This window comes from Paenirhizobium cremeum (assembly GCF_022884085.1).
Taxonomy (GTDB): Bacteria; Pseudomonadota; Alphaproteobacteria; order Rhizobiales; family Rhizobiaceae; genus Allorhizobium; species Allorhizobium cremeum.
This window is the reverse complement of record NZ_JAGGCS010000019.1, coordinates 20,847-33,955: the sequence shown is the minus strand read 5'-3', so window position 1 is coordinate 33,955 and position 13,109 is coordinate 20,847. Positions and strand designations below refer to the sequence as shown.

Sequence of the window (13,109 nt, the reverse complement as noted above, 5' to 3'; positions counted from 1 at the left end):
GTGACACGAAAATGCAAAAGAGTCGAGCCAAATTGCGACAAAGCCGGTGCCGGTCTTTCCGACCTCAATCGAAATCGATGGCATGAAGCCGGGCACCATGCCGTTTCAGCCAGGCCTTGGCCTCGTCCATGTGCGGACAAAGCTCGCGGCAGAGTGCCCAGAAGGTCGGGCCATGGTTCATCTCGCGCAGATGCGCGACCTCATGGGCGGCGAGATAATCGATCACCGGTGGCGGTGCCATAACGATACGCCAGGAGAAACTCAGATTGCCATCCCATGAACAGGATCCCCAGCGGCTGCGGGTGTCCTTCATCGTCAGGGACTTTACCGGTCGTCCTACTCGCTTCGCATGGGCGGCCACCAGTATCTCCAGATCCCGCCGCGCTTCCTTCTTCAGGAAGGTCGCAATGCGCCGGCCGAGATGTTCCTCCATCCCGCTGACGCTGAGCACCGGGCCGATCTCGGAATCGAACGCCTCGGTCAACCCGCGCAGGTGGCCGGTATGAATGATCCTGTGGGGAACGCCGCGCAGCGATATTTCGCCGCCATCGGCAATGGGCGGGGAATCCGCATAGCGCGCGAGTTTCGCCTTCAGCCATCCCTGGTGACGATCGAGAAAATCCGCGATCTCACGTTCCTTGAGGCCCGGCGGTATCGTCATCTTCAGAGCGCGACCACCGGGTTCGATCCGCAAGGTGATACGGGTCGCACGGGCATTGCGGCGAATGGTGAGCGGCATTTCCCGTCCGTCGAGCGCGAGCTGACGGGTCGAGGTCGCTATCGGCTTCGTCTTGCCTGCCGGTTTTTTCAGGACGGGAAACATGGCTTCTTTCTAGCCGATTCGAACTTTATTCGCTCCACAAAAAAGACCGGCACCCGGAGGTGCCGGCTATCATCTGCATCCATGGCGGCGTCTGCTCAGACGCCGGAATAGCCGGAGGCCGCACCGTCATCCTTGCGGGCATTGGCCCGCTCGCGCATGAAACGATCGAACTCTTCCTGGTCCTTGGCACGGCGAAGCTCGCGCAGGTAGCTGTCGAATTCCGCCCGCATCTCGTCGAGCTTTCGGCGTTCTTCCTCGATCCGGTCAAGCTCGGCCTTGCGCCAATCGTCGAAGGCGACGTTGCCGGTCGAGAAGTGGCTGCGGCCGTAGCGACCACTGCGGCATTTCGAAAAGATACCATCGGCGGAGCGGTTAGCCTCCCGCTTGAAATCGCGGAAGCGATCGCCGAACAGGATATAGGCAAGCATGGCCAGACCCAGCGGCCAGAAGACCACGAAGCCGAGCACCATCAAGGCGACAGTTGCCGGCGTCCAGTCCGGACGAAGCAATGCTGACTGGTTCATCATCATCTACCCTTCGCTTTTGCACGGGGGCGAGATGCCGCCCGATGAAATCGATGTGGTAAACGCTCTCCCCGCCTTCAAGGCAAAGTCCCGGCAATTCAGGCAAGAGCCTGAATTGCCCAAAGAAAATCGACCGTTCCGTCAGGCCGACTTGCCGCCCTTGATGACCCGCTTGACCGGGCCTGCCTTGGCCACCGGCGTATGCTGCTTCGCGAAGGCGATGATCCGGGGCGCAATTTCCCGGCGGAAGCGCGAACCGTTGAACACGCCGTAGTGGCCGACATCCGGCTGCATGTAATGCATGCGCATGTTTTCCGGAATGTTGACGCAAAGCGTCTGGGCAGCCTTCGTCTGCCCGACGCCAGAGATGTCGTCGTTCTCCCCTTCCACGGTCAGAAGCGCCACGTTGCGGATAGCGGTCGGATTGACGGGATTGCCTCGATGGGTCATGTCACCCTTTGGCAGGGCATGCCGGATGAAGACCGTATCGACAGTCTGGAGATAGAACTCCGCGGTCAGGTCCATGACAGCCAGATACTCGTCGTAGAAATCGCGATGCTTCTCGGCCGAGTCCCCGTCATTCTTGACGAGGTGCATGTAGAAATCCTTGTGGGCGATCATGTGCCGGTCGAGATTCATCGACATAAATCCCGAAAGCTGAAGGAAACCGGGATAGACGGCGCGCATGAAGCCGGGCTGGGGCCAGGGCACGTTCATGATGACATTGTCGCGGAACCAGTCGAGTGGCTTGTTCTGCGCCAGTTCGTTGACCGCAGTCGGATTGATGCGGGTATCGATCGGGCCGCCCATCAGCGTCATGGACGCCGGCGACAGCGGATCGTCATTGGCTTCCATGACGGACACGGCCGCAAGAACCGGAACCGAGGGCTGGCAGACCGCCACTACATTGGTGCCCTTGCCCAGATGGTGAAGGATCTCGATCACATAGTCGATGTAGTCGTCGAGATCGAAATTGCCGTCCGTAAGCGGCACGGTGCGGGCATCGATCCAGTCGGTAATGTAAACGTCGGCGCTCTGGATCAGGGCCTCGACCGTTCCACGCAGCAGCGTGGCATAATGGCCTGACATCGGCGCGACGATCAGGATGCGTGGTCCCTGTTCCACGGACGGCGGCAGATCGCGCTTGAAATGGATGAGATTGCAGAACGGCTTTTTCCAGACGATCTCCTCGGTGACGGCCACCATGTGACCGTCGACCGTCGTGGTCGGCAGGCCGAATTCCGGTTTTCCGTAGCGCCGCGTGACACGTTCGAAGACCTCGAACCCCGCCGCCAGCGTGCGGCCGAGCACAGTGTGGGAAAGGGGATTGAGCGGGCTGCGATAGGCGAGGCGCATGACATCGGCACTTGCCCTGAACGGGGCCATCGCCGCGTGATTCAATTCATAGAGCTGGTAGAACATGGGGCGATCGCCTTTCCGCTGCCGTCATTCCGCGATTCTGCGCTTCATTCGTTAAAAACTACCAGAGTTTGCCCTAATGGAAACTCCCTTGTGAATTCGTCCTTTGGTGGCGGGATATTGCCATCCCGGCCGCATCATAATGCCAGGGGGGAATTAATGTTTCGCGGGGAAGGATGGTTATCGATCCCCTCCTGGCCTATGCCGATGGGAAAGAGTGCCTCGAAATCCGCCCGGCCGGACTTGCAAGCTCCGGCCGTCGCAATATCTTCTGACCGCGCCACACGGCGCAATCCTCCTCCCCCCTACAGGTTTACCGATGACAACCAGCAACGACCGCCACTCCGAATATGCCATCCACCCCATGTTTCTTGATCGCTGGTCGCCCCGCTCCTTCACCGGCGAGGCGATGCCCGAAGCGGATCTCTTGACCATCCTCGAAGCGGCGCATTGGGCACCGTCGGGAAGCAACTACCAGCCTTGGCGTTTCGTCTATGCACTGAACACGACGCCCGAGTGGGAGAGTTTCCTGGGGCTTCTGGTCGAGTCGAATCAGGTCTGGGCCAAGTCGGCTTCGGCCCTGGTCTTTCTGTTCTCTGACACCTTGAGCCGGCGCGATGACGGTTCCGAGCCCCGCCCCTTCCGTAGCCACAGCTTCGACACCGGCGCGGCATGGGCCATGATGGCGCTGCAGGCAATGCATTCCGGCTACGCTGCGCACGCTATGGGCGGCGTTGATTTCGACCGGGCCGTTGAAGTTCTTCGTGCCCCGGCGGGATATCGCGCCGAGGCCGCCGTTGCAATCGGCCGTCGTGGCGAGAGGTCGCTGCTGCCGCCGACGCTTCAGGAACGGGAAGTACCGAACCAGCGCAAGCCGCTTTCTGCAGTTGCCTTCAGCGGCAGCTTCAAGAACTGAACACCAGTTTCATTAACCAAATGTTTCACGTGAATCACTCCTTAGCCGGATTCACGTGAAACTTTTCCGATATCAGATATCGAGATTGGCAACGCTCAGCGCGTTGTCCTGAATGAACTCGCGTCGAGGCTCGACCTCGTCGCCCATCAGGCGCGAGAACAAACCGTCAGCATCGGTTGCGTCGCTCACCCTCACCTGCAGCAGCGAACGGACATTCGGATCGAGCGTCGTTTCCCAGAGTTGCTCGGCGTTCATTTCGCCAAGTCCTTTATAACGCTGCATGGTGAGACCCTTGCGACCGGCGGCGAAGATGGAATCCAGCAGTGCCCGCGGGCCGGAAATTTCCGTGCGATCGTCCTTGCGAGCGAGCTTCGGCGGAGCGGCATAAATATCGTGGAGACGCGGCGTAAGCTGGTCGATATGGCGCGCATCGGCGGAACCGATCAAGGCGACGTCAATGGACGCCACTTCCTTGACGCCGCGGACCATGCGCTCGAAGCGCAAACCGCCCTCCTCGGTGACATGACCGGTCCAGCCGCGTTCGGTTTCCTCGGCGATGAGATCGAGGCGCCTAGCCACTTCGGCGGCAGTTTCCTCGGCGCGGGCATGATTATCGGTGAGTTCCGGATTGAGTGCTCCGGCAATTGCCGCCTGTTCAATGACGTTGCGGTTGTAACGCGAATGCAATCCATCGACAAGGGAGCGCAATCTCAGCGCATCCTGGATGACATCGCGCAGATCCTGCCCGGCCCTGACCTCACCATTGCCCAGCGTCAGCGTGGCTTCTTCGATGCCCATGGTAATGAGGTAGTCTTCAAGCGCCTTCTCGTCCTTCAGATACTGGACGGACTTCCCGCGAGCAACCTTATAGAGCGGCGGCTGGGCAATGTAGAGATGACCGCGCTCGATCAGTTCCGGCATTTGGCGGAAGAAGAAGGTCAGCAGCAGTGTGCGGATGTGGGCGCCGTCGACGTCAGCATCTGTCATGATGATGATCTTGTGATACCGCAGCTTGTCCGCGTTGAACTCGTCCTTGCCGATGGAGGTGCCGAGCGCGGTGATGAGCGTACCGATTTCCTGGCTCGACAGCATCTTGTCGAAACGCGCCCGTTCCACGTTCAGGATCTTGCCGCGCAGCGGCAGGATGGCCTGCGTCTCGCGCGAGCGGCCCTGCTTTGCCGAACCGCCCGCCGAGTCGCCCTCGACCAGGAAGAGTTCCGATTTGGCGGGATCGCGCTCCGAGCAGTCGGCGAGCTTGCCCGGCAGCGATGCGATATCGAGCGCGCCCTTGCGCCGTGTCAGTTCCCGGGCCTTTCGCGCCGCTTCGCGGGCGACCGCGGCCTCGACCACCTTGCCGACAAGGATCTTGGCATCCGAGGGATGTTCCTCTAGCCAGGTGGAAAGAGCCTCGTTGACCAGGCTTTCAACGACGGGACGGACTTCAGACGAAACCAGCTTGTCCTTGGTCTGAGACGAGAACTTCGGATCCGGAACCTTGACGGACAGCACGGCCGTCAGGCCTTCGCGGCAGTCATCCCCGGTCAGCGTCACCTTTTCCTTCTTGATGATGCCGGAGGTATCGGCATAGGAGGTAATCTGTCGGGTCAGGGCGGCGCGGAAGCCGGCCATGTGGGTGCCGCCATCGCGTTGCGGAATGTTGTTGGTGAAGCAGAGCACGTTTTCGTGGTAGCTGTCGTTCCACCACATGGCGACCTCGACGGTGATGCCGTCCTTCTCGCCACGGATCGCGACCGGCTTTTCGACCAGCGGCTTCTTGGCGCGGTCGAGGAAACGCACGAAGGCCTCAAGGCCGCCGTCATAGACCATCTCTTCTTCGCGGATGTCTGACTTGCGCTTGTCGGTCAGCAGGATGCGGACACCCGAGTTGAGGAAGGCGAGTTCGCGCAGGCGGTGTTCCAGCGTCGCATAGTCGAATTCGGTCCTGGTGAAGGTTTCGGCGCTTGGCAGGAACGTAACTTCGGTGCCAGAGCGGCCCTCATAATCACCCGTGACCTTCAGCGGCGCGTCCGCCACGCCGTGGGTGAAGCTCATCTCGTGGATCTTGCCGCTGCGGCGGATCTTGAGGCTCAGCTTGACCGAGAGCGCGTTGACGACCGAGACCCCCACGCCGTGAAGACCGCCCGAAACCTTGTAGGAATTCTGGTCGAACTTACCGCCGGCATGGAGCTGCGTCATGATGACTTCGGCAGCGGAGACACCTTCGGTCGGGTGGATATCCGTCGGGATGCCACGACCGTTGTCCGTCACGGTTACGGAGCCGTCGGCATTCAGGGTCACCGTCACTATATCGGCATGACCGGCCAACGCTTCGTCGATCGCGTTATCGACGACTTCGTAGACCATGTGATGCAGACCCGAGCCGTCGTCGGTGTCACCGATATACATGCCGGGGCGCTTGCGGACTGCATCAAGCCCCTTCAGCACCTTGATCGAATCCGCGCCGTATTCGGCCGGACCATCATTTTCCTTGATCGGCATGTCGGTCATTCAGCAATCTTTCCAGTCATGATGTTCAAAGCGTCGATATCGAATCAGCGCCATCGAGCGCATCGACTATAGGAGGTTTGACGCAAGTTCCAAAGGCGGGCCGCGCGAAACCCGTGGATATGGCGGCCTTAGAGCGTTTCAAGCCGGCTTTTTTGCGGCTTCGAGCAGATCAGTGAGTTGCTTTAGCACATCCGGGGGGAGCGTGCGAATCCTGCGGGCCAGTTCATTGGCGAAAGCGGTATATTCGGCGGGCAGGCCCGCGGTATCGACAACCACCCTCGGATCGGACACGCCGGCGATGGCAAAAAGTTCCTCCGCCTCATCCCAGATGATATTGAAATAGCCGGCGACACGCTGGAGGAAATCGAAATTCGGTTTCCCCTTTCGGCCGTGTTCCAGAGCGGAAAGATAGGCCGGAGATACGCCGATCGCGGCCGCCATTTCCTTTTGGGAAACGCCCTTCTTTTCCCGCAACCGTCGCAGCGCTTCGCCGAACGGCGTCATCCGCGATCCCCCCTGCCTCGCGACAGTCGGACATAGAGCGCGCCCTCCCCGCCATGCTGACGAGCGGCCGTCTCGTAGGACGAAATGAGAAAGCGGAACTCGGGCTTGGAAAACCAGAGCGGGACCGAGCGTTTCAGCGCGCCGTCGCTTCCCATGGAACGCCCCTTGCCGGTGATCACCAGCACATGCCGCAAGCCCCTGTCATGGGCGCGCAGGAGAAAGTCGAGAAGGATGCCGTGCGCCTCGCTCTGGATCAGGCCATGAAGATCGATGCGGGCCTCAAGCGCGAGATGACCGCGCGACAGCTTGCGCTTGACCGGTTTCTCCAGCGGATGACGTATTCCCCCCAGGGTTTTCTTCTGCCCGGCCTGCGTGCCAGCCACGTCGCCAACGGGAGCCACCGAAGCCGAAGGCGCCGCCTTGTCCTCAGATGCGGGCTCGACGAAGATTTCCTCGAATTCTGCGAGTTCCTCGAGGCGACCCGGCATCGGCCTCGTCGACCGGGCGACCTTGCCCCACAGGATACGATCTTCCGCGCTGAGTTTTCCCTTGCCCTTCACCAGCCGAACCTCGAAGCCGCCTCTTTCGGGACGAGTATATAGAAGTCGGCCGCATTTCGCACGGCGCCGGCACGTTCGCCCGCCTCGTCGCCGGAGCCGGTAAAAATATCGCCGCGCGCGGGACCGACAATCGCCGATCCCGTATCGAGCGCCAGCATCAGCCGGGCAAAGGGCTGTCCATCGTCGATGCATGTCAGGCTCTCCGATCGGATGAAGAAGGGAAAGCCGAAGCTGTGAATCAACCGGTCGACCGCCAGCGAGCGGCCTGCAACCAGAGGCACCTTTGCCGCAGCGATCGGACCAAGGTTCGGGTCCGGCACCTCGGCCTCACGGAAGAAGATGTAGGACCGGTTATGCCAGAGGACTTCGTTCACCCTTTCAGGATGGGCCGCGAACCAGGCGCGGATCGACTGCATGGATATCCCGGCAAGGGGGATTTCGCCGGTATCGACTAACAGCTTGCCGATACCGGAGAATGGATGGCCGGCCTTAGCGGCATAAGTGATGCGGCCTATGCGACCGTCGGCATACCGGAGTCGGGCCGCGCCCTGAACGTGAACATAGAAGACATCCACCTTTGATCGCGCCCAGGCTATCTCCAAACCCCTGCCTGCGAGATGGCCTTCGTCAATGGCCCGGCGATCCGGGTAAGGAGAAACAGCGCCATCCTTCAAACAACCGAAGGCATAGCTTGCATCCATATCCGCGGGCCGGTTGTCGTCGTCGAGATCGACAAGGTCATCGGGGCGCCTGTAGAAGGGAAAGCGGAACTCCTCGTCCGGCTCCTCCCGCACTTCGACTTCCGGCTCGTAAAAGGCGGTCACGAACCCCCGGCCGCCGTTTTCCGGCTCGATCAGAAAGGGCCGACATTCCGTCTCGAAAAATGCCCTCGCCTGGGCAGCGTTTTGCGGCGCGACGCTCGCGGCAAGATCCAGCAGCGGCAGGAGATCGGCGGACGAAAGCCCTGTTGCACCCGTACGGTAAGGCTTTACCTCTCGAATGTGACGCCGACAGGCGGCAAGCGCGTTAAAAAGCGGCGACGGGTCGTCCCGATCCCAACCCTCGAGATCGTCGAAGGTTACCGGTTTCAGCCTGAACGATGCCGCGGCGCCAGTCATAGCTCGGATTCGGTCGCGATCAGCTTCCAGTTAGGGTCGCGCGAGCGGACGTCGCGCGCAAAGGTCCAGAGATCGTTGACCTCGGAAACGGCTTCCGCATCACCATCGATCAGCTTGCCGGTCTTGTCATACGTCGCGGTAATCAACTGGCAGACGATGCGAACGGTCACCTGCTCTTCACCGTCCTTGATCGCGGCTTGAAGTATATCGGCCTTTTCAATGCCGACAAAGGTGGACTTCACCACTTCCCCGCGGGCTTCCCGTTCCGAGATCGCAGCCTCGAAGCCTTCCAGCACCTCCCGGGAGAGAAGACTCTTCAGGGTTTTGCGATCCCCATCGGCATAGGCCATCACGATCATCTCGTAAGCCATGCGGGCGCCGTTGAGAAACTCCTTCGGGTTGAAATTCTGGTCCTGTTTGACCAGTTCACGCAGTGATTCGTTCAGTTCCGTGCCAGGGGCGGCGAAGGCATCGACGACGGCAAAACGCTCGTCGCTTCCCTGTTCATCGCGGCGGGGCAGAGTGACAACCTTTCCGTCATCGCTGCCAGGCCCCTTGGCAAGGTCGCGAGGCGAATAAGGATCAAAAGGCGGCTTCTCATTCCCGGTACGGCGACCGAGCACACTGCGTAGCTGCAGGAAAATCAGGACTGCCGCCACCAGAAAAAAGATAGTCACAAAGTCGTTCGATCCCATGGCAATCCGTCGGCCCTGTTTAAATTCCTGCTTGTGAGACCCATATAGTCCGCATATGCCGATGATTCAAATAGCGAAGTGCTTTGTCGTCGGTTCGAAACCGCTCCGACCGGCGAGGCCGGAACCATTGAAGAAGGATCGGGGATCCCCTCATGCGTGTGCCGCTGGCCATTCTCCTGCTGATGCCTTTTGCCGAGATCGCCACATTCGTCCTGGTGGGCAAGGCGATCGGTGTCCTTGCGACGCTCGGTTTGACACTTCTGGCAGTGTTCGCCGGACTTGCCCTCCTGCGCATCCAGGGCGCCGGCGTTCTTCAGCGCCTCCAGAAAGAAAGCCGTTCGGGCGATAATCCCGGAAAGGAAATCCTCCACGGCGCAATGATCGTGGTGGCCGCCTTCCTCCTTATCATCCCCGGTTTCCTGACCGATGTCGTCGGCCTCCTGCTCTTCGTCCCTTTCGTGCGGGATCTCATCTGGTCGATCATCGGTCCGCGCATTGTCGTCTCCCGCAGCAGCGGCTTTAGTTATCAGAGTGCCGGCGCCGGAAATTCTCGCCAAGACGGACCCGTCATCGATCTCGATGAAGAAGACTTCCGGCGCGATGCCAACGGCAAGTCTCCATGGTCGATCGGAAAGGATCCCCGAGGATGACCGGAAAAGGCCGAAGGCGCCTTCCGGCCTGAGGGTTGTAAGCACCCGGTCGAAATGATAGACGGCCATAGCAATTCAATCCGCGAGGAACGCCCCATGGCCAACGAAAATCAGGGAACCGCAAGTCCTTCCCTCAACATACTTGCTCAGTACATCAAGGACCTGTCCTTCGAGAACCCCGGCGCACCGCGGTCGCTGCAGGCCCGGGACAAGGCTCCCGCCATCAACATCAATGTCAACGTCAATGCCAACCCGCTGACCGAGTCCGACTTCGACGTCGTTCTGTCGCTCAATGCTGAAGCCAAGGAAGGCGACAAGATCCTCTTCGCCGCCGAGCTCGTTTACGGCGGTGTTTTCCGCATCACCGGTTTCCCGCAGGAGCATATGCTGCCAGTTCTCTTCATCGAGTGCCCGCGCCTGCTGTTCCCGTTCGCCCGCCAGATCATTGCGGACGCAACCCGCAACGGCGGTTTCCCGCCGCTGATGATCGATCCGATCGACTTCGCCCAGATGTTCACCCAGCGTGTCGCCGAAGAACAGGCTCGCGCCAAGGTTCAGGCCGTTCCGAACTGATCTTCGGAACCACCCGTCAGACAATACAAAGGCCCGGTAAAACCGGGCCTTTTTCGTTCAAGGGTATTTCGACCAGATTGCCTTGCCGCCCAGTCGGCCGAGCAATCCTGCATGCCTTTCCGCCTCAGCATCGCTGATGCGCGCCGGAAGCGGTCTCGACCGCTCATAGGAGACATCGATGACTTCGGTTTCGACACCGCCGCTTGAACCACCCCGTGTTTCGGACTGCACGAGGCCGAAGGCAGCCTGACGGCCGCCCAGCATTTCGATGTAAACTTCCGCAAGCAGCTCGGAGTCGAGGAGCGCCCCGTGCTTCGTTCGGTGGGAGTTGTCGATTCCGTATCGACGGCAGAGCGCATCGAGCGAGTTCGGACCCATGGGATGCTTGCGGCGCGCTATCGCCAGCGTATCCACCACCATTTCGCCCGGCACCGGCGGGAGACCGAGCCGCTCGAATTCGGCATTGATGAAGTTCATGTCGAAGGTTGCGTTGTGGGCCACCCACTTTGCGCCATCGAAAAACTCGACGAGATCATCGACGATTTCAGCAAAGGACGGTTTGTCTTTCAGCGACTCATCAGTGATACCGTGAACCGCCAGGGCGTCCGGATGCACCTTCCGGTCGCCAGGATTGATATAGACGTGAAAACTTCTTCCTGTCGGGAAGTGGTTCAGGAGTTCGATCCCGCCGACTTCAATGACCCGGTCATTCTTGAATTCGAGGCCGGTAGTTTCTGTATCGAAGACGATCTCGCGCATTCATGCCTCCGCTTTCGCCCGCCGACGCAGGCTATCAATAATGTCCAGAACCTGTTTTCTCGCCGCTTCCAGTCCGTGACCGGTGTCAACAACGAAATCGGCCCGCCGGCGTTTTTCCGCATCCGGCGTCTGCCGCTCGAGGATCATCGCAAATTTCTCCGGTGTCATGCCCGGCCGCTCCAGAACCCGCTTGCGCTGTATCTCGGCATCGCAACTTACGACAACGACGACATCAACCCGTTTTTCGGCACCTGTCTCGTAGAGCAGCGGAATATCCAGAACGACCATATCAGCTGCAGCTTCGCGCTGCGCCTCGAGGAATTCCAGTTCCCGCTCGCGCACAAGCGGATGAATGATGGACTCCAGAAGCTTGAAATTAGCCGGATTCCTCGCAAGGTTTTTCGACAGTTCCGAACGATCCACCTCGCCATTGCGGACCGCGCCGGGAAATGCGGCTTCTACCGGTTCAACTGCCTTGCCGCGGTAGAGTTCGTGGACGACCCGGTCGGCATCGTTCACCGCGATACCTGCATCAGCGAACATCTTAGCCGTCGTTGACTTCCCCATGCCGATCGATCCGGTAAGCCCGACGACGATCATGCATGAACCTCCATGTCCGCGATGACCAGATTGCGAAGTTCCTCATCCACCACCGGTCGCCGGCCGAACCATCTCTCGAAACCGGGCACTGCCTGATGCAAGAGCATGCCGAGACCGTCCACTGTCGCCAGACCCCTGCCCTTGGCCTGCAGCAGGATCGGTGTCATCAACGGAACATAGACGATATCGGTCACAAGGGCAGAGGAAAGAAGACGATCGAACGGCATTTCGGCAACCGGTTCGCCGTCCATGCCGAGCGAGGTGGTATTGATGAAAAGACCTGCCCCTTCGCATACTTCCGAAAGCGCCGACATCGGATGTGCATGGACGGCCGGACCAAACCGGTCGGCCAGTTCCATCGCCCGTTCCAGGGATCGGTTGACGACGTTGATCTCCCCGATACCACGATCCCGAACCGCCTGTACGATGGCACGGCTCGCACCGCCCGCACCGAGGATCACTGCGCGGTCGACGCCATCCCAACCAGGATGACTAGCATCCAGACTGGCGGTGAAACCGATGCCATCGGTATTGGTGGCGTTCAGCCTGCCCTCTTCCATCCAGAGCGTGTTTGCAGCGCCGAGTTCCTCGGCCAAGCCATCTAGAACATCGGCGAGCCGGCATGCAGCTTCCTTGTGAGGTATAGTTACATTGCCCCCGCGAAAACCGGATGCGCCACTCTTCAGTTCGGCAATGAACGCTTCAAAATTCTCCGGACTGACCGCCACCCGCTCATAGCTTCCTTCAATCCCGAAGCGCTTCAGCCAGTGCCCGTGAATGAGGGGAGAGCGCGAATGCTTGATCGGGTAGCCGACAACGAAGGCATGGTTAAAAATTGTTTCACGTGAATCAGCCATCGATCTCCCCCAGGGTCCGCAACTCCTCCAGAAGCGGCAGTAGCGGCAAACCCAGTATGGTGAAATAGTCGCCGCTTATCCCTTTAAATAGCCGGATTCCTTCAGCCTCCAATTGATAACAACCGACGCTTTTGAGGACCGCGTCACCTGTCCGTTCCAGGTAGCGTTCCAGAAATTCATCGGAAAACGCGCGCATGCTGAGTTCGGCTATCGAGACGTTCTCCCAGAGAACCCGGTTGTCCCTCACCAGAACGACGGCGCTGTTCAAGCGATGGGTCTTGCCACGCAGGGTCTTCAGATTCCGTCTGGCCTCATCGATATCGGCAGGCTTATGAAAGACGATATCGTCAAGCGACATGGTCTGGTCACAGCCGATGACGAGGGCGCCCGGATTCCTTGAGGCTACGTCGCGCGCCTTCAGCCGTGCGAGTTCCAATGCGAGCCGATCCGGAGGCAGCGGTTCTCCGGCGATGCCGGCCTCGGCCGCGCGTTCATCGATCCGCGCCGCTTCGGTTTCAAATTGAAGGCCGGCATTTTCCATTAGCGTTCGACGCGACTGACTTGCCGAAGCGAGCATCAGCTTCCCTGCCATGAGGCACCTTC

At 59.9% G+C, this 13,109-nt stretch carries 15 protein-coding genes; 3 read left to right on the top strand and 12 right to left on the bottom strand.

The genetic code is table 11. The annotated features are described in order from the left end of the window. Nucleotides 1-64: 64 nt before the first annotated feature. The 3 genes from J5N58_RS23830 to J5N58_RS23820 form a co-directional block, all read right to left on the bottom strand. Nucleotides 65-823 (bottom strand): M48 family metallopeptidase, encoded by a 759-nt coding sequence (locus J5N58_RS23830; protein ID WP_244713528.1) that lies wholly within the window; start codon nucleotides 821-823, stop codon nucleotides 65-67. A gap of 95 nt (nucleotides 824-918) precedes the next feature. Further along, complete coding sequence (locus J5N58_RS23825) at nucleotides 919-1,347, bottom strand: DUF2852 domain-containing protein (protein ID WP_112830737.1); 429 nt, start codon at nucleotides 1,345-1,347, stop codon at nucleotides 919-921. 141 nt (nucleotides 1,348-1,488) lie between these two features. Continuing rightward, nucleotides 1,489-2,769 carry a polyhydroxyalkanoate depolymerase gene (locus J5N58_RS23820; protein ID WP_244713525.1) on the bottom strand — a complete coding sequence of 427 codons (1,281 nt, stop codon included), beginning with the start codon at nucleotides 2,767-2,769 and terminating at the stop codon, nucleotides 1,489-1,491. A gap of 316 nt (nucleotides 2,770-3,085) precedes the next feature. Between J5N58_RS23820 and J5N58_RS23815 the strand changes: the two genes are divergently transcribed. Next, nucleotides 3,086-3,682 (top strand): nitroreductase family protein, encoded by a 597-nt coding sequence (locus J5N58_RS23815; protein ID WP_113425414.1) that lies wholly within the window; start codon nucleotides 3,086-3,088, stop codon nucleotides 3,680-3,682. Between the two features lie 72 nt (nucleotides 3,683-3,754). Here the strand turns inward: J5N58_RS23815 and gyrB are convergent, their stop codons facing one another. The 5 genes from gyrB to J5N58_RS23790 all read right to left on the bottom strand — a co-directional run bounded on the left by gyrB (nucleotide 3,755) and on the right by J5N58_RS23790 (nucleotide 9,067). Beyond that, a complete protein-coding gene (gene gyrB / locus J5N58_RS23810) occupies nucleotides 3,755-6,190 on the bottom strand; it encodes a DNA topoisomerase (ATP-hydrolyzing) subunit B (RefSeq protein ID WP_113425415.1) in 2,436 nt (811 codons plus the stop codon). Nucleotides 6,191-6,328: 138 nt separating this feature from the next. Next, nucleotides 6,329-6,694: a helix-turn-helix domain-containing protein gene (locus J5N58_RS23805; protein WP_112830657.1), complete on the bottom strand. Its 366-nt coding sequence runs from the start codon at nucleotides 6,692-6,694 to the stop codon at nucleotides 6,329-6,331. Further along, entirely contained in the window at nucleotides 6,691-7,254 is a 564-nt protein-coding gene (locus J5N58_RS23800) for a Smr/MutS family protein (protein ID WP_425314490.1), read from the bottom strand. Before J5N58_RS23800 ends, J5N58_RS23805 begins: the two co-directional genes overlap by 4 nt. Continuing rightward, complete coding sequence (mltA, locus tag J5N58_RS23795; protein ID WP_113338039.1) at nucleotides 7,251-8,372, bottom strand: murein transglycosylase A; 1,122 nt, start codon at nucleotides 8,370-8,372, stop codon at nucleotides 7,251-7,253. The genes J5N58_RS23800 and mltA overlap by 4 nt, the downstream gene beginning before the upstream one ends. After that, the gene (locus tag J5N58_RS23790) at nucleotides 8,369-9,067 is read right to left on the bottom strand and encodes a Tim44/TimA family putative adaptor protein (protein ID WP_113338040.1); all 699 of its coding nucleotides are present in this window, start codon (nucleotides 9,065-9,067) and stop codon (nucleotides 8,369-8,371) included. Before J5N58_RS23790 ends, mltA begins: the two co-directional genes overlap by 4 nt. Nucleotides 9,068-9,219: 152 nt before the next feature. Here J5N58_RS23790 and J5N58_RS23785 point away from each other — a divergent pair, with 152 nt between their 5' ends. Both J5N58_RS23785 and secB read left to right on the top strand, forming a co-directional pair. Then, complete coding sequence (locus J5N58_RS23785; RefSeq protein WP_113338041.1) at nucleotides 9,220-9,717, top strand: FxsA family protein; 498 nt, start codon at nucleotides 9,220-9,222, stop codon at nucleotides 9,715-9,717. A gap of 96 nt (nucleotides 9,718-9,813) precedes the next feature. Then, a complete protein-coding gene (secB, locus tag J5N58_RS23780) occupies nucleotides 9,814-10,290 on the top strand; it encodes a protein-export chaperone SecB (RefSeq protein WP_244713521.1) in 477 nt (158 codons plus the stop codon). Nucleotides 10,291-10,347: 57 nt separating this feature from the next. Here the strand turns inward: secB and dnaQ are convergent, their stop codons facing one another. From dnaQ to J5N58_RS23760, 4 genes are read right to left on the bottom strand one after another with little or no spacing between them, the layout of a single operon-like run. Next, on the bottom strand, nucleotides 10,348-11,049 hold the full coding sequence (gene dnaQ / locus J5N58_RS23775; protein WP_113466040.1) for a DNA polymerase III subunit epsilon: 702 nt from the start codon (nucleotides 11,047-11,049) through the stop codon (nucleotides 10,348-10,350). Further along, the gene (gene coaE / locus J5N58_RS23770; protein ID WP_244713518.1) at nucleotides 11,050-11,649 is read right to left on the bottom strand and encodes a dephospho-CoA kinase; all 600 of its coding nucleotides are present in this window, start codon (nucleotides 11,647-11,649) and stop codon (nucleotides 11,050-11,052) included. Beyond that, entirely contained in the window at nucleotides 11,646-12,506 is an 861-nt protein-coding gene (locus J5N58_RS23765) for a shikimate dehydrogenase (protein ID WP_244713515.1), read from the bottom strand. The genes coaE and J5N58_RS23765 overlap by 4 nt, the downstream gene beginning before the upstream one ends. After that, a complete protein-coding gene (locus J5N58_RS23760; RefSeq protein WP_113425419.1) occupies nucleotides 12,499-13,098 on the bottom strand; it encodes a Maf-like protein in 600 nt (199 codons plus the stop codon). The genes J5N58_RS23765 and J5N58_RS23760 overlap by 8 nt, the downstream gene beginning before the upstream one ends. Between the last annotated feature and the right edge of the window lie 11 nt (nucleotides 13,099-13,109).